Annotated in this window: 12 protein-coding genes; 4 read left to right on the top strand and 8 right to left on the bottom strand. The window is 38.9% G+C overall.

The features are described 5' to 3' along the window. Window positions 1–14 precede the first annotated feature (14 nt). Genes I6F42_RS01445 through I6F42_RS01465 form a run of 5 tightly spaced genes read right to left on the bottom strand, consistent with a single transcriptional unit; the run spans window position 15 to window position 9148 of the window. Window positions 15–2552 (bottom strand): glycogen/starch/alpha-glucan phosphorylase, encoded by a 2538-nt coding sequence (locus tag I6F42_RS01445; RefSeq protein ID WP_197150293.1) that lies wholly within the window; start codon window positions 2550–2552, stop codon window positions 15–17. After that, window positions 2545–4608 carry a glycogen debranching protein GlgX gene (gene glgX / locus I6F42_RS01450; protein WP_197150295.1) on the bottom strand — a complete coding sequence of 688 codons (2064 nt, stop codon included), beginning with the start codon at window positions 4606–4608 and terminating at the stop codon, window positions 2545–2547. Before glgX ends, I6F42_RS01445 begins: the two co-directional genes overlap by 8 nt. Further along, on the bottom strand, window positions 4601–6841 hold the full coding sequence (gene glgB, locus I6F42_RS01455) for a 1,4-alpha-glucan branching protein GlgB (protein WP_197150297.1): 2241 nt from the start codon (window positions 6839–6841) through the stop codon (window positions 4601–4603). Before glgB ends, glgX begins: the two co-directional genes overlap by 8 nt. Beyond that, entirely contained in the window at window positions 6842–8836 is a 1995-nt protein-coding gene (gene malQ, locus I6F42_RS01460; protein ID WP_197150300.1) for a 4-alpha-glucanotransferase, read from the bottom strand. A gap of 9 nt (window positions 8837–8845) precedes the next feature. After that, a complete protein-coding gene (locus I6F42_RS01465) occupies window positions 8846–9148 on the bottom strand; it encodes an isoamylase early set domain-containing protein (protein ID WP_007580752.1) in 303 nt (100 codons plus the stop codon). Between the two features lie 383 nt (window positions 9149–9531). Between I6F42_RS01465 and I6F42_RS01470 the strand changes: the two genes are divergently transcribed. After that, window positions 9532–10464 carry a hypothetical protein gene (locus I6F42_RS01470; protein WP_197150303.1) on the top strand — a complete coding sequence of 311 codons (933 nt, stop codon included), beginning with the start codon at window positions 9532–9534 and terminating at the stop codon, window positions 10462–10464. A gap of 59 nt (window positions 10465–10523) precedes the next feature. On the opposite strand, the gene I6F42_RS01475 is transcribed toward I6F42_RS01470, so the two are convergent. From I6F42_RS01475 to I6F42_RS01485, 3 genes are all read right to left on the bottom strand, one after another. Beyond that, window positions 10524–11693, bottom strand: coding sequence for a cache domain-containing protein (locus I6F42_RS01475; RefSeq protein WP_197150308.1), 1170 nt, complete (start codon window positions 11691–11693; stop codon window positions 10524–10526). Between the two features lie 101 nt (window positions 11694–11794). Continuing rightward, a complete protein-coding gene (locus tag I6F42_RS01480; RefSeq protein ID WP_197150310.1) occupies window positions 11795–12166 on the bottom strand; it encodes a hypothetical protein in 372 nt (123 codons plus the stop codon). Window positions 12167–12443: 277 nt separating this feature from the next. Further along, complete coding sequence (locus tag I6F42_RS01485; protein ID WP_002958609.1) at window positions 12444–12872, bottom strand: Lrp/AsnC family transcriptional regulator; 429 nt, start codon at window positions 12870–12872, stop codon at window positions 12444–12446. A 194-nt stretch (window positions 12873–13066) separates the two neighbouring features. On the opposite strand from I6F42_RS01485, the gene I6F42_RS01490 reads away from it, so the two are divergent. From I6F42_RS01490 to astD, 3 genes are read left to right on the top strand one after another with little or no spacing between them, the layout of a single operon-like run. Beyond that, window positions 13067–14272 carry an aspartate aminotransferase family protein gene (locus I6F42_RS01490; RefSeq protein ID WP_007580760.1) on the top strand — a complete coding sequence of 402 codons (1206 nt, stop codon included), beginning with the start codon at window positions 13067–13069 and terminating at the stop codon, window positions 14270–14272. 50 nt (window positions 14273–14322) lie between these two features. Next, a complete protein-coding gene (gene astA, locus I6F42_RS01495; protein ID WP_007580762.1) occupies window positions 14323–15357 on the top strand; it encodes an arginine N-succinyltransferase in 1035 nt (344 codons plus the stop codon). Window positions 15358–15364: 7 nt separating this feature from the next. Further along, entirely contained in the window at window positions 15365–16831 is a 1467-nt protein-coding gene (astD, locus tag I6F42_RS01500) for a succinylglutamate-semialdehyde dehydrogenase (RefSeq protein WP_197150313.1), read from the top strand. The last annotated feature ends 6 nt before the right edge of the window (window positions 16832–16837 follow it).

A 16837-nucleotide genomic window follows, 5' to 3' on the forward strand; every position in this document is an offset into this window, starting at 1 on the left:
AATACTCTCTCCATTTAGTCTAGGCTGTTAGTGGCATGGCTTTTAGTTGTCGTTAAGTCTGTTTCACTAATATTGAGGGGTTCTAAATGCCAAATATCTTCACTGTATTGGCTTATGGTTCTGTCACTTGAAAACATACCACTGGCTGCCGTATTTAAAATACTCATTTGTGTCCAGTAGGTTTGATCTGCGTAAGCTTTATCAACTTCTTTTTGAGCTGCTACATAACTTTCAAAATCGTGCGCAACAAGCCATGGATCGTGTGGGCTCTTAATTGCATTTGTAATATCGTCAAATAAGCATGGTTCAAACAAGTTAAAATGGCCGCTTTCGAGTAGTTGCATTACATTATTTAAATCGCTATTTTGCGCGATTAAATGCTCAGGATTGTAACGCGATTTAATATCATCAATTTGATGAGCTTGTGCCCCAAACAAAAAGAAGTTGTCTGCACCAACGGCGTCTCTAATTTCAATGTTTGCACCATCCAGCGTGCCTATCGTCAATGCACCATTCATCATAAACTTCATGTTGCCAGTACCAGACGCTTCTTTGCCTGCGGTAGATACTTGCTCTGACAAATCGGTTGCAGGACAAATAACTTCCATAGCGGTTACGTTGTAATTAGGTAAAAAGGCGACGCGTAAATACGGGGCTGCTAACGGATCTTTATTTATAACCTCTGCCACGTTATTAATAAGCTTAATAATTTTTTTAGCCATGTAATAACCCGGTGCTGCTTTACCACCTAATAAAACACAGCGAGGAACAAGCCCTTGGGTATCACCACGGCGAATACGGTCATATAAATGAATCACATGAAGTATGTTTAATAGCTGACGTTTGTATTCGTGAATACGTTTTACTTGTACGTCAAACATCATCGATACGTCAAAATCAACATCGCAGCGCGCCTTAACTAAATCAACTAAACGCTGTTTGTTTTCGCGTTTAGCATTTTGCCATTGCCCATGAAATGCTTTGTCGTCGTAAAAACGACGTAGGTCGCCAATTGTTGAAAAGTTTTTAACCCAGTCATGACCAATTTTTTCGCTGATTAATTTACTTAAAACGGGATTACAATGTGCAAGCCAACGTCTTGGGGTAACACCATTTGTTTTGTTATTAAACTTATCTGGCCACAGTGCGTAAAACTCTTTAAATAAACCCGCTTTTAACAGTTCGGTATGCAGTGCTGCTACGCCATTTACAGAGTAACTCCCTACAATGGCTAAGTAAGCCATACGAATTTGCGGCTCATCGCCCTCTTCAATCAACGACAATGCACGCTGTTTATTAACATCACCCGGCCATTGCTGTGCAACTTGTGCTAAAAAGCGTGCGTTTATCTCGTAAACTATTTCTAAAATGCGTGGTAATAATTTTGAAAACAACGAAACAGACCACTTTTCAAGCGCTTCAGGAAGTAGCGTATGGTTTGTGTAGGCCATTGTTTTAGTCGTGATTTGCCAAGCATCGTTCCAATCAAGTTCGTAATCATCAATTAAAATACGTATCAGCTCTGCAACAGCAATACTTGGGTGCGTATCGTTTAACTGAAAAACATGAAAATCAGCAAAGTCGCTAAAGTTCTCGCCATGTTGGGAAACCCACTGATCAACTACGTCTTGAATACTCGCAGATGATAAAAAGTATTGTTGGCGCAATCTAAGCTCTTTACCATTTTCGCTGCTGTCGTTTGGATACAGCACCATGGTAATTTGTTCAGCTAGGTTTTTTTGTGCGACGGCTTCTGAGTAACTGCCTGCATTAAATTCGGTCAAATTAAATTCATCTGTCGCTTCTGATTTCCATAAGCGTAGCGTATTTACAATATTGTTTTTATAACCTGGGACAGGTACATCGTAAGGTACAGCTAATACATCTTGTGAACTCATCCATTGACGATGCTCTCGGCCGAATTTATCTGTGTAACTTTGCACGTAGCCGCCAAATTTCACACGTTTTGCATGCTCTGGCGCGCTTAGCTCCCATGGGTGCCCTTCGCGCAGCCAGTTATCTGGTTGCTCAATTTGGTTACCATCTTTAATTGATTGGTTAAACATGCCGTATTCGTAACGAAGGCCATAACCAATTACCGGTAACGCTAGACTTGCACAGCTATCTAAAAAACAAGCAGCTAGGCGGCCCAAACCACCGTTACCTAAACCTGCGTCGTGTTCGGCATCTTCAAGCGTTTCTACTGTTGTGCAGTATTCTTGTAATGCAGCAGCAACTTGGTCGTCTAAATCTAGGTTTAGTATTGCATTACCCAGCGCACGTCCCATTAAAAACTCAAGAGAAAGGTAAGCCGTTTTGCGGCGTTTCTCTTGCTTAATTTGTTGATTCGTTTCTCTGCAGCGGGCAACAAGTCTGTCGCGAATAGTCAGCGCTAAAGCATGGTATAAATACAGTCTTGATTCGCCGACCTTATCGCGACCTAGGGTATAATAAAAATGCCGTGTTAAGTCATCTTTAAGCGTACTTTCATCTATAACAGGACCTTCTTGCCAGCCCTTTACTACACACACTTGTTCACTTTGTTTAGCCATGACTTACATCCTCTAAATTAGCACTAAAAACCCAACTACTTTGTGCTGAAATTTCAACCATCGCATCTTCATTACTACTCACAGATGCATTATTTACACTTGATAAAACCATTTGCCACGGCGCATTAATAGGCGAAGGCGGCATTTGGCAAAAAACTGTTTTTTTACTGGCATTAAATACCATCAGTAATGCATGATTATTTTGCTTATCAAGTAAGCTATACATTAAAAACTGTCTGGTATCTTCGTGCCAATGAGCGTCGGTCATGGTTTTACCTTGTTCAGTAAACCACTTAACGGTAAAACGCTCGTCTATATCATCTAAAAATACACTGTGTTTGAACGCACTGTGCGCGCGTCTAATTTTTAAAGCATCATCAATAAATCGTGTTAGCGAATGATTAAGTTGAGAATCTTTCCAGGCAAGCCAGCTAGTGCGATTATTTTGGCAATAAGCATTGTTATTACCCCCTTGAGAGTGCGCCATTTCGCTGCCAGCGGCAATCATGGGTACACCTTTTGAGAGTATTAAAGTAAGTAAAAAGTTCTTTTGTTGTTGCAAACGCAGTGCGTTTATTTTTGAGTCACTGGTAAAGCCTTCTACTCCACAGTTAAACGAATGATTTGCACTGTGCCCATCTCTGTTTTGCTCACCATTAGCTTCGTTATGCTTTTCTTCATAACTCACTAAATCGGCAAGCGTGAAACCATCATGACTCGTTATAAAGTTAATGCTATTAAGTGGTCCACGTTGGCTATGCTCAAAAATATCAAACGATCCATGCAAACGTTTTGCAACGTTGGCAATTATGCCCGTTTCACTTTGCCAAAAACGTCTAATTACATCGCGGTATTGATCGTTCCATTCTCGCCATGGCGGCGGAAATGCCCCAAGCTGATAGCCACCAGGACCTATATCCCAAGGTTCACTTATTAGCTTAACCTTATTAAGCACAGGGTCTTGGGCTACTGCTTGTAAAAAAGTATGTGCAGAGCTAAAGCCTGCTTTTGAGCGCCCTAAAATGGTCGCTAAATCAAACCTAAATCCATCAACTCCCATTACCTCAACCCAATAACGAAGGCTATCAAGTACAAGTTGCAGCGTTTTAGGGTGATCAATATTTATGGTATTTCCACAGCCGGTATCGTTTATATATACATTAGGCTGACCCTCTACTGTGCGGTAATACGCTAAGTTATCAAAGCCTCTTAGCGATAATATAGGGCCATCGGCCCCCGCCTCTGCTGTATGGTTATAAACAACATCTAAAATAACTTCTATGTCGGCAGCATGAAGCTCGCGCACCATTTGCTTAAACTCGTTTATATCGTCGTTTACTAAATAGTCTTTATGGGGGGTAAAAAAGTTAAGCGTGTTATAACCCCAATAGTTTTGCAGCCCTTTTCCTGTTAAAAATTGCTCACTAATAAAAGAATGAACAGGTAAAAGCTCAACTGCTGTAATGCCAAAGCTTTGTAAATGCTCAATAAAGCTTGGGTGGCTTAACCCTAAAAACTTTCCTTGTAGAGATTTAGGTATTTTAGGATGACGACACGTTGTGCCTTTAACATGGCACTCGTAAATAACCGTGTTTGACCAACGGTGGTTTGGCTTTTTATGCGTATACAACGTAGGAGCCGCTACTTTTGACTTAGGTATATCAATCGCATTATTTACGGTGCTTTTAGTGCCAATTGGCATTTGCCCATAATGGCGTTCGCTCCATGTAAACTCACCAAACAAGTCTTTTGCGTATGGGTCTATCAGTAGTTTATTTTCGTTAAATAGTTGACCATTTTTAGGGTTATATTCACCCTCAACTCTAAAGCCATAAAGTGCGCCGGCGCTTAATGGCGAAATATGAATACTCCAAATACCCCCTTCGTTAATATTCATCGCCATTTTTAGAATTTCTGAATGGCCACTTTTATCAAACAAACACACATAGGCTTGGCTTGCACCTGGCGCATAAAGCGCGAAGTTAACCCCATTATTAATAACACTAGAACCTAGCGGTTCTACATTACCGGGGGCTACATCAAATTGGTTACTCATCATCAACCTTTTGTAAGTAAATAGTTGTTAAGCCACCAATGGCAATTGAAATACTGTGTTTAAAGCCATGATTTGATTCATTTATTGCCTGAACTATCTGCGATGAATCTTTAGTTACTTCAACGCCAGAGCCAAAAAACTGAGTATCGTCTGTATTTAAAACAACTTTATAACGTCCTTTACTCGGTACGCCAATAACGTAGTTTTCATATGACGCGGGGGTAAAATTAGCAATAACAACCACAAAGTCTTTTGCGTTTTTAGCATAGCGAACAAAGCTTAAAATGCTCTGCTGATTATTATTGTTATCTATCCAGGTAAAACCAGCCGCGCTCGAATCTAACTCATACAACGCGGGTTGGTTTTTATAAACGGTATTGAGCGCTTTTACGGTGTGCTTTATACCGTTATGGCTTTGGTGCTCAAGTAAATGCCAATCGATAGAATGATCGTGTCCCCACTCTTTTCGCTGTGCAATTTCACCGCCCATAAACAAGAGTTTTTTACCCGGGTGTGCCCACATAAATGCGTAGTAAGCGCGTAAATTTGCAAATTTCTGCCAATCATCGCCTGGCATTTTTTCAATTAACGATCCTTTACCGTGTACTACTTCATCGTGGCTTAATGGCAATATATAGTTTTCACTAAAAGCGTATACCATCGAAAAAGTCATTTCGTGATGATGATGCTGACGGTATAAAGGGTCGTGCTGCATGTAATGCAAACTATCGTTCATCCAACCCATATTCCACTTATAGCCAAAGCCTAAGCCGTTGTGCTCAACACTTTGGGTGACGCCCGGCCACGCTGTTGACTCCTCAGCCACCATCATAATGCCTGGGTTGTTTTTATAGCTGCGCATATTGACTTGCTTTAGGCACTCAATCGCACCTAAGTTTTCGCGCCCGCCATAACAATTAGCAATCCACTCGCCTTCTTTTCGGCTGTAATCTAAATACAACATAGAAGCTACGGCATCTACACGCAGACCATCTAAACCAAATTGATGTAACCAATACATAGCATTTGAAATCAAAAAGCTTTTAACTTCAGGGCGGTCGTAGTTATAAATGTAGGTATTCCAATCAGGATGAAAACCTTGGCGCTTATCGGCATGCTCATATAAATGAGTGCCATCGAATCGATGTAAGCCATGCGGATCGCTGGGAAAATGCCCAGGCACCCAATCAAGTAAAATACCTAAATTAGCTTTGTGGCATTGCTCTACAAAGTATTTAAAGCTGTTGTAATCGCCAAAACGGCTGGTAGGTGCAAATAAACCAACAGGCTGATACCCCCACGAACCATCAAACGGGTATTCACTTATTGGCATAAGTTGAAGGTGGGTAAAATTCATTTCAAGGGCGTAGCTAACCAGTTTGTCAGCAAGCTCTGTGTAACTTAAATAGCGGTTGTTTTCAGCGCGTTGCCATGAGCCTAAATGCACTTCATAAATACTAATTGGCGCATCAATATGATTACGCTTTTGTCTGTTTTTAAGTGCCTGAGCGCCGAGCGTTATAGGTTCTGGTTTATACTGCAGTACACTTGCAGTACCCGGGGCTTGTTGCATTTTAAATGCATAGGGGTCGGCTTTTTCGAGTACTTCTCCACTTTGAGCGGTAATTGCAAATTTGTAGCACATGTCGGCTTTAAGGCCTGGTACGAATAGCTCCCATACACCACTTGCAGGATGAAAACGCATAAAGTGGCGATTAGCTTGCCAAAAATTAAACTCACCAATAATAGAGACACTTGCAGCATTAGGCGCCCATACACAAAAGCGCACACCCTCTACATTTTGTTGAGTGCTAAAATGTGCACCAAAATGAGAGTACGCATGTTCAAGGCTGCCTTCGTTAAATAAATACATTGCCTCTGCATCAAGTGTGCTTTCAAAGCTGTATTCATCATAAAAGGTAGTGCTGCTATTTGTGTACTGAGCAATGCATTGATAAGGCGCAGTGGGCAGCGCATCAACTTTGACTATAAATAAGTCACTTTGTTGGTAGCGCTGCGCCTTAATACTTTTATTATTTAATGTAACACTCACACTTATTGCACAAGGTAAGTAAAAACGAATTTCAACTTCGGCATCTGTTTTATGTGCCCCTAAAAAGCTAAATGGGTCTTTAAATCGTCCTGTATTTAATGCATGTACTTGTGCATCATAGCTATTTTCATGTACTGAGCTGTCCTGTGCTGACGATTTTTTATTAATTGTACTGCTCATTTAACTTTTCCTTATTGAATCGATAGCAGCTAAAAGTGAGCCATTTTTAGTAAATATTTCTTCACTGGTATGCGTTAATACACGTCGCCAATTAGGATATTCTTTATCTGTCCCGGGGATATTAACCGGATATTTCTGCTCATCTAAATCATCTATTTGAATTGCAAATAAACGCGATTGAGAACCCGCCAAACATAATGCTAGTGCGTTATATACTTCGACTGAATTACTATGTAATAAAAGCTCGGTTGTATTGGTATGGCGATTAATAAATCGTAGTATCCTATGTTGCTCTTCTATTCGTTGTTGCTTTAATTGCTCGTATTCATTGCAAGTAATAAGCTTGTATTGTTGCTTAATATTTAAATCAGCATGCTGCCACCAACCTGTAAATGGAGGGACATCATGATTGGCTATCATTAACAAACACTGTGTTGCTAGCTCATCAGTCGATAAAAACTCACCACTGTGTTGTTTTTCAAAATAAAATAAGCTGTTAGAAAAAATACCGCTAGATGCCAAAGCCTGCCTTACCTCTGGCGGCACAACGCCTAAATCTTCTCCAATAACAATACTCTGATTAATATGTGATTCAATTTTTAAGATGGCGAGTAAGTGCTCAAACGGGTAGTAAACATAACAGCCATCTTGTTCACTATTGCTTTCAAAGCACCACCATAGGCGCCTAATAGCCATTACGTGGTCAATTCTAAGTCCACCTACATTTTGCATGTTTGCGCGAATGAGCGAGCGATAGAATTGGTAGTGATTATTACTAAGACTTTGAGGATTTAGTGCTGGAAGCCCCCAGTTTTGGCCAGCTTCGGCCCATGGATCGGGTGGAGCACCTACACTTGCACCTTGGCTAAACAGTGGCTTTTGATTTTTAAACTCGGCCCCATCACCCGCACAACCAACAGCTAAATCATTGATTAAGCCAATAGCCATACCTCGCTCTGCACAACTTTGTTGACACAGTGCCAATTGCGTATGCGCTTGCCACTGCAGGTAATAAGCAAATGTTAAGTTATCTGATTCGAGGGTATTTAACGTAGTTGAATGAGTATTACAAAAATCAGTAAACGCTTGGTGACGCTCATCACTTGCCGTTAATTCAAACTGATTATAAAGCGCTTCAAATAACGCATACTTTATATGGCTTACATTTTCATAATCTATAAATTGATCATTACTTTTTATAAGTGTAATTACATCGTCTCGTTGCATAAGGTCATGTAGAACTGCGTTATTTTGTGCGTCTTCGCTTAATACTATAGAAATATAAAGAGGGTTTAATAAAGCCCGACTACTAGGGCTATAAGGGCTTGCACGCTCTGGCATATCAGCAAATAACAAATGCAGTGGATTAAGTAATATGTAATCCATATTTTGCGAGCTACATAATTTTGTAAGCGTTAGTAAATCGTCAAAATCGCCAATACCTAAATGCGCTTTATTTTTTAATGTGTAAAGCTGAATAGATAATCCAGTGCGCTTTGTGTCTTCAACTTGATAGACTTGCTCAGGCACGCACCAAATTTGTGTAATAGCGTGTTGCTCACCTACCTGAACATTAGCGTCATGATAGCCAATTGGCATATTACCAATGGGTAGTGCCAGCTCAATATAGCGAACGCCATGCAAGTAATATTCACCAGTGACAGCCAAATTATAAAGGTTCTCAACCGCTATATTAATCCCAAGAGAAGGGACATTAATGTTGGCGGCTAAATACTGCTGACGTTCGTCTATACGAAGCTTTAAAGCGCATTTTTTTTGGTCAACCAAACTCACACTGGGTACTAAATCCAGCCAAAGAGATGCATCTAAATCATAAGTTAGTTGAGTTATTTCGGCTTCGTTATTTGTATCAACACCGCAACATTGCAAAGCACGTTTACGCGTGTCTTCGCTAAAAAACACCTGTTCACCTGTATACTTAGTGAATTCAAAGCCAATACCATGCAGGTAAAACAACTGCGAAAGAGCATCCATTGAATCGCCTTAATTAATGCGTTGAGTATTTACTATGCTGTTTTCTGTACCAAATGTATTGCCAATATAACCATCAGCTTGGTGGTCGTTATCCCAAATGTCTCCATTTATTAAATAACGAAAGTGAAATTGTTGATCGATAGGTAAGCGTTGCTTAAATTTAAACACACCTTGTTTTTTATTAAGCTTCATTGGCACAGGTTGCCAATCATTAAATTCGCCTAGTAAGCAAACTTCTTCTGCCTCTGGGTGAGAAAATTCAAAGGTTACTTCAGCTTCATCTTTTGTTTTAAAAAAACGTTTATTCAACATAGCAGGCTCCAACTAAACCAAAAAGGGTACTTAATCTTTGCCACAGGCCATACAACTAAACAAAAAGGCGATGTGGATTCCATTCAAAATCATTAAACACGTTGTAAGTTAACCAAAACTTTATTTACGCATTATTACAGTGCAACAATTCATTTTTTCTGCACTTAAAAAGTGCGGTTAGTATATAAACAATCTTTTTTAAAAAGCTCAGTAGTACAGAGCAATATTTGAACCAACTAAGCGTACATCACATATTATTTATTTAATCGAATTTAAAGTTAAATAATCCAAAAGTATTGCCTAAATTTATAAAATTCTTTTGTTCTGTACTTTCATCAGCGATAATACACAGCATCTTAATACTCTGAAATATCATAATTTTCATGTTGAAAAAAAGCATTTTAATAACTATAGCCATCATCTTTTTAATAATAGCCACACTTGTTAGTTCTTCAATCTATACCCTTTATAGTAAAAAAGAAATCTCAGTTGATCCTAAATTAAAAGAAATCTCAGGTATTGAATTTGATAAACAAAAACGTCTATGGGCTATTAACGACGGAGGCAACGAACCCAAGCTTTACCGCCTTAACAAAGATGGTTCTATCGCCAAAGAAATTTTGGTTGAAAACGCTAAAAACATTGATTGGGAAGACATGACCCAAAACAAATTTGGGCACTTTTTTTTAGGGGATTTTGGTAATAACAAAAATGATCGTAGATGGCTCACTATTTATAAAATAGAAAACCCTATAGATATAAAAACAAACACAACCCAAGCCGAAATAATTAAGTTTACCTACCCTGAAATGGATGGCAGTCCAATAAAACCCAATGACCGCAATTTTGATTTAGAAGCATTTGTAGCACTAGGTCGTCATTTATATTTATTTACTAAAAACCGCACAGAACCTTTCGATGGTATTACTAAAGTGTATAAAGTGGGCGATCATGCAGCAAATTTTGATGCTGAGCTAATTGACTCTTTTAAAACGTGTACCACGCTTGAAAAACTATGCTGGATAACCTCTGCGGCGCTCAGCCCCGATCGTAAAAAATTAGTCTTACTTGATTCAACAAGTCTTTGGTTATTTGAAAACTTTGAAGGTGATAAGTTTTTCTCTGGTGATGTATCAAAAATAGACTTAGGGATTGTTACTCAAAAAGAAGCAGTCACCTTTTTTGATGACAATACGATTGTATTTACAGATGAAGAGTTTAAAGGCATAGGCGGTAATGCTTATTTTATAAAGCTTGATAAAGCCAAAAAAGAAGTTATAAGAAAAAAACCTATTTCAGAAAAAACACTTCCATAGCATATAGTTAGCTAAGCTGAAGCATTAAAGCTTAGCTAACTTATGTGAAAGGTAATGAGTTAATTACTCTTTGCGTTTGACGAATGAAGTGCTTTTTCTACATCAACACCTAAAATTAACACTCCAATATGACTATTATTATCATCTAAAACAGGAAAACTTAGCTGAACTTGAAAATGATGTGTTGATGCATCATATGTGACGCTATCAAAGTTAAAATCTTTTGACTGTTTAAATATTTTAGTAAACTTATTTTCATCTCCTTGCCAGTAGTCACTGGTTAGCTTACTAATAGCGATGTTTTTTCCTTGGTTATCAGTCAATATTAGCTCAGTAACAACACCTTTGAATTGAGATTGCCATTTTTTAAATACTTTAGATAACGGTAAATTAAGCATAGCTAATCCATCAGGGTGCTTTACTTGTTTACTTTCTTTTATCCATAGCTGGTCTAGTCTTTTAATTTCAGATTCACTTAAGGGAGACTCATTACTTATTTGAACTTGTTCTACTAAACTAGGTAAGTTTAGTAAGGTTTTAGCACTACTGGACAACCTATCAAGTATTTGCTTTTCTTCACTTTTTGATAGTGAAAATGGAGCCTGCGCGCAAGTATTTATATTTTCATCAAACTGCTGCATAAATTTAGGGAAGCGTTTAATAAGTGAATGCGAAGCAAATAATCCCAAAGGTACATACCTAAAAAATTCTCTTTGATACTCATCTTCATTAATGCCTAGCTTTGAGGCTGCTAATTCAAAATCGTCTAAATCAAGTAGAATTCTATCAATCCGCTTATGGTGCATAACATTTACTATTTCTTCTAATGAATTTACTTCTACCTCAGTAATAATATTCTGAGTTTTAAACCAATTAGCCTGGAAACTCCCTCTTACTGCACCATAACGCATTTTATTTTTTGGTTTATTAATGCTCTCTGGATGAGTAAACCAGTACCAGCTTTCTAAAAATATGGGGGATGATATGCGCCCATAGGCCTTCATTTCAGGCATTAAATGAGTTGTGAAATAACCGTCTAAGCGGTCTAACTTTACTTCTCGACGTGCACGTAACCATGGCAAGGTTTGTAGCTGAAAAGGGGCTCCCATTTCAAATAAAATACACTCAACTTGGTTGACTGCATTATCAGGTGCACTGGTGGGTAAGTTTGTTCCAAACTGAAGAGGCTCAGTTAAACCCAATAAGAGGGTAAAAAAATATGCAGGCATAATCCATTACTAAATATTGTACAAATTAAAATGAGTGTAGCCAAACAGATTAAAATTGCATTATTTGCTGTAATTATTAGGTAACAGCTCTAATTTCCTAGCTATGCAGCGCTTACACACTTAATAAACCGTTCTGTTAGCAGTGTTACTGTAGCTTTGTCTGTATAGTGCTGCTTAGCATTCTTCATAATATGCTTTGAGCAAACATTTTTAGATTCTTCAAATTGAGAATTGCAGCTAACAACAGTATTACCTAAAGCTTCCTGATAGGCTTTATCTGCGCACATAGTTAAAGCAAAATCTGTAGCGCCAGCAATTATTTCATTGATATTTACTGAGGATGTTTCGAGTTTAAAATAGATATCACTATACGTATTAACTTCTGTATTCTTTGACGAAAAATGACTAGCTTTGGCAGTTAAATAATAGCCTATAAGTATGATTGATAATATCACTGTAAAAACCGTTTTCATAATTACCCTTAACACAATAATTAGTATTGCATTGTTTATAAAATAGTTCGATTTTTTACATAAGTACGAGGGAGGGAGACTCTCTACATCCATGTAAGTAGTAAATAAATCCTTGTCATATAATTACTAAAAACGCAATTACCAACTAATTTTAATTTTAGCACGCAAGATAAATAAATCAAGAATTTATAAACTATTTACTACACGTTATTTACTAATGTTTATAGTCATTTCTAATATATAAACAGTATTAAACAACTCAGGGCTTAAATGGCGATTAACGCTTAAATTTAGTTTCTAAAATTACAGAAGATGTTGTGCGCTCTACTCCATCCAGATTTCCTATATCGTCTAGTAAATGGCTAAGCTGCTCTAAATTTTGAGCCTGTACTACAGCAATTAAATCAAACTCACCACTTATCGCGTAAAGCTGCGAAATTGCATCAATTTGCTTAAGCTCGATATTTGTTTTAGTTGTTAATTTTTGCCTTACTTTTATAGACACATGAGCTGATACCATTTTACTGAGGTAGTCGTCACCATAATCAACGCTATAGCCTTTAATTACACCCGTTTCTTCTAGTTTGAGCATACGGCTTTGTACCGTTGAACGAGATAAGTCAAGCATGCGAGCAAGATCAGAAATACTCGCTCTAGCGTTTGTTTTTAGTACAGAAAGTAGCTTTTCATCTTGTGGAGTTATCATAATGGTTATTTTCTTCGTTATTTTGTCTTTTATTTTAATCATTTTTCACAAAATAGCACTGCAATTTTAATAGCTAACCTTCGATAATGGCCTCTACAAGAAATAATAACGTGTTTGCTGAAGAATAAAGGCTATATTCTTCTTTGAGTTAGCAACTAATCTTTTATCTAAGCCCATTAAATTTAGGTGTAAAAATGCAAGTAACAAGAGACTTATTTAACGACGTAATGGTACCAAACTATAATCCATCAGCAATCATTCCAGTTCGTGGTGAAGGTTCACGCGTTTGGGATCAAAATGATAACGAGTTTATCGATTTTGCTGGTGGTATTGCCGTTAACTGTTTGGGTCACTGTCATCCTGCATTAGTTAAAGCATTAAAAGAGCAAGGCGAAAAAATTTGGCATTTATCGAATGTTATGACTAATGAGCCAGCACTTCGTTTAGCTCAAAAAATGGTTGAAGCAACATTCGCTGATAAAGTTTACTTTGCAAACTCAGGCGCAGAAGCAAACGAAGCAGCCCTTAAGTTAGCTCGTCGTTATGCATTGGACGTATATGGCGCTGAAAAAACGCAAATTATTGCATTTAATAAAGGTTTCCATGGTCGTACATTCTTTACAGTAACTGTGGGCGGGCAAGCAGCATATTCTGACGGCTTTGGTCCTAAACCTGCTGACATAGTACATTGTGATTTTAACGATATAGCAGCATTTGAAGCGCTGATCAGCGATAAAACATGTGCTGTTATGATGGAACCATTACAAGGTGAAGGCGGTATTATTTCACCAACAGATGAATTTGCTAAAAAAGTACGTGAACTTTGTACTAAACATAACGCGTTACTTATTTTTGATGAAGTACAAACGGGTGTTGGCCGCACAGGCGATTTATATGCTTATGAAGGTTTAGGTGTTGTTCCTGACATTTTAACAACGGCAAAAGCATTGGGTGGTGGTTTTCCAATTGGCGCTATGATCACTCGTACGCCAATTGCTGAGCATTTAAAAATTGGTACTCACGGTTCTACTTATGGCGGAAACGCACTTGCTTGTGCTGTAGCCGAAGCGGCATTTGATACAGTAAATACACCAGACGTACTAAATGGTGTTAAAGAGCGCGAGCAATTATTCCGTGACGGATTAAACGCAATTAACGAAAAATACAACGTATTTAGCGAAGTACGTGGTAAAGGCTTATTAATTGGCGCAGTACTAAATGACAAATTTGAAGGACGTGCACGCGACTTTTTAGTAGCCAGTGCTAATAATGGTTTAATGAACCTTGTAGCTGGCATGAATGTAATTCGCTTTACACCGTCTTTAGTTATCCCGTTTGAAGATATTAAAGAAGGCTTAGCGCGCTTTGAAAAAGCCGTTAGCGATGTAGTAAACGGTTAATATAGTTTAAATTAGCACGCCTACAGGCGTGCTATTGGAGCAAGCAATAAATGCAAGTATTACGTCCTATTACTGCCAATGATTTTGACGCGCTTAAACAAATAGCGATTGAGTCCGGTCATGGGTTTACCTCTTTACCTGTGGACGATGCACAGCTTAAAGAAAAAATTGAACGTGCTGAAAAAAGCTTTGCCAAAAACATTAACCAGCCACTTGATGAAAGCTATTTATTTGTTTTAGAGGACAGTGAAACAGGTGACGTTATTGGCACAACCGCTATAGAAGCTGCGGTGGGTTTATCGGTACCTTTATATCATTATCATTTAGGTAAAACAGTACACCACTCGCCTACTTTAAATGTATATAACACCGTTGATATTTTAAGCATGTGTAACGACTACACAGGTTGCTCTGAAATATGCACATTATTTTTGCGCGAAAATAGCCGTAAAGGTTTAACGGGTCGATTTTTATCGCGTTCACGCTTTTTGTTTATGGCTCAGCATAGCGAGCGTTTTGCCGATACTGTTATCGCAGAAATGCGCGGTGTTAGCGACGAGGACGGTCATTCTCCTTTTTGGCAATGGCTGCAAGAGCACTTTTTTAGTATCGAATTTCCAGAAGCGGATCACTTAGTTGGCTTAGGCGATAAGGTATTTATTAGCGAGTTAATGCCTAAATACCCTATTTATGTGAACTTGCTTAGCAAAAAAGCCCAAGCAGTTATTGGGCATGTGCATGAAAAAACAAAACCTGCGCTAAAATTATTAGAAAAAGAAGGTTTTGAGCACAGAGGCTACGTTGACTTATTTGACGCAGGCCCAACGGTTGAAGCAAAGCTTGGTAATATTCGCAGCATTCGCGACTCTCAAGTTTGCCCTATTACTATTGGTGAGCTTGATCACATATCACAAAATAGCTCTGATACGCTGGCTGTATGTAATCAAGGCGTAAGTGGCTTTAGAGCAACATTTACCAAAGACGCACATTACAATCATGCAAAACATACCCTCGTCATTAGCCAAGATGTAGCTAAGGCGCTTAATTTAAGCCAAGGAGATGCAGCGCGATTTTTCCGCCTGTAAATTATTTATGAATACACACCTAATTAATAATCAGTGGCATGTGGGCCTTGGTCCAGCATTTGAGTCAATCAATCCAAGTAATGGCAATGTGGTATGGCAAGGCAATGGCGCAAACGCCCAGCAAGTAGATTCAGCTATAAAAGCAGCCAGAGCAGCACAGGTACAATGGGCAGATAAGCCGCTTGAAGAGCGTATAGCCATTCTTGAAAACTTCGCAGCTCAATTAAAAGAACACAGTGAAGAATTTGCGACCATAATTGCACGCGAAACAGGTAAGCCATTATGGGAAACCCGTACCGAAGTGGGCGCAATGACAGGCAAAGTAGCTATATCTGTAAAAGCGTACCATGAGCGTACCGGTACAACCGAAAACCCAATGCCCGGTGCTAAAGCGTTTATTAGACACAAACCGCATGGCGTTGTGGCTATTTTTGGCCCGTATAACTTTCCGGGGCATTTACCAAACGGGCATATTGTTCCTGCAATTTTAGCAGGCAACACCGTAGTATTTAAGCCATCAGAACTAACACCGCACGTTGCAGAATTCACCCTCTCACTTTGGTTAAAAGCGGGCTTACCAGCGGGTGTTATTAACCTTGTCCAAGGTGAAATTGAAACAGGCAAAGCGCTTGCTTCTCATAAAGATATAGATGGATTGTTTTTTACCGGTAGCTCAAACACAGGTCACTTACTACATAAGCAATTTGCAGGGCACCCTGGCAAAATTTTAGCACTTGAAATGGGCGGTAATAATCCTCTTATTGTAAAAGACGTGAGTGATGTAAGCGCTGCTGTGCACGATATTATTCAATCAGGCTTTATTACCTCAGGTCAGCGCTGTACGTGTGCACGCCGCTTATTTATTGAAAAATCGCTCAATGGCGATGCTATTTTAGAAAAGCTAATAAGCGCGACTAAAAACATAGTTGTAGACGACAGTTTTGCTACAGAGCAGCCTTTTATGGGGGCAATGATAAGCGAAAAAGCAGCACTGGGTATGGTCGCTGCCCAAAGTGAATTAGTGTCAAAAGGCGCGCAAATCCTTGTTGAACTTAGGCAATTAAAATCAGGCACCGGTTTTGTAAGCCCGGGTATTATTGATGTAACAAACATTACCGACATGCCAGATGAAGAACATTTTGGACCGCTAATTAAAGTGTATCGCTACAACGACTTTGACAGCGCAATCATTGAAGCCAATAACACAAGCTTTGGTTTATCTGCAGGTTTACTTAGCGACAGTGAAGATGATTACACTCACTTTTTAAAGCGCATCCGTGCAGGTATTGTTAACTGGAACCGCCCTATTACGGGTGCCTCAAGTGCAGCTCCATTTGGCGGTATTGGCGCCAGTGGTAATCACAGAGCAAGTGCCTATTATGCAGCCGATTATTGCGCATACCCTGTAGCATCTGTTGAGTCAGACAAAGTGAGCTTACCGCAAACCCTAGCGCCTGGCTTGATAATTGAATAAGCAATA

It is taken from the genome of Pseudoalteromonas sp. SWYJZ12 (assembly GCF_015864395.1).
Classification (GTDB): domain Bacteria; phylum Pseudomonadota; class Gammaproteobacteria; order Enterobacterales; family Alteromonadaceae; genus Pseudoalteromonas; species Pseudoalteromonas arctica.

What these genes read in the sequence shown, in the direction of transcription:
- I6F42_RS01445 (WP_197150293.1), bottom strand. Translation starts at nt 2,552, where the DNA reads ATGGCTAAACAAAGTGAACAAGTGTGTGTAGTAAAGGGCTGGCAAGAA.
- glgX (WP_197150295.1), bottom strand. Translation starts at nt 4,608, where the DNA reads ATGAGTAACCAATTTGATGTAGCCCCCGGTAATGTAGAACCGCTAGGT.
- glgB (WP_197150297.1), bottom strand. Translation starts at nt 6,841, where the DNA reads ATGAGCAGTACAATTAATAAAAAATCGTCAGCACAGGACAGCTCAGTA.
- malQ (WP_197150300.1), bottom strand. Translation starts at nt 8,836, where the DNA reads ATGGATGCTCTTTCGCAGTTGTTTTACCTGCATGGTATTGGCTTTGAA.
- I6F42_RS01465 (WP_007580752.1), bottom strand. Translation starts at nt 9,148, where the DNA reads ATGTTGAATAAACGTTTTTTTAAAACAAAAGATGAAGCTGAAGTAACC.
- I6F42_RS01470 (WP_197150303.1), top strand. Translation starts at nt 9,532, where the DNA reads ATGTTGAAAAAAAGCATTTTAATAACTATAGCCATCATCTTTTTAATA.
- I6F42_RS01475 (WP_197150308.1), bottom strand. Translation starts at nt 11,693, where the DNA reads ATGCCTGCATATTTTTTTACCCTCTTATTGGGTTTAACTGAGCCTCTT.
- I6F42_RS01480 (WP_197150310.1), bottom strand. Translation starts at nt 12,166, where the DNA reads ATGAAAACGGTTTTTACAGTGATATTATCAATCATACTTATAGGCTAT.
- I6F42_RS01485 (WP_002958609.1), bottom strand. Translation starts at nt 12,872, where the DNA reads ATGATAACTCCACAAGATGAAAAGCTACTTTCTGTACTAAAAACAAAC.
- I6F42_RS01490 (WP_007580760.1), top strand. Translation starts at nt 13,067, where the DNA reads ATGCAAGTAACAAGAGACTTATTTAACGACGTAATGGTACCAAACTAT.
- astA (WP_007580762.1), top strand. Translation starts at nt 14,323, where the DNA reads ATGCAAGTATTACGTCCTATTACTGCCAATGATTTTGACGCGCTTAAA.
- astD (WP_197150313.1), top strand. Translation starts at nt 15,365, where the DNA reads ATGAATACACACCTAATTAATAATCAGTGGCATGTGGGCCTTGGTCCA.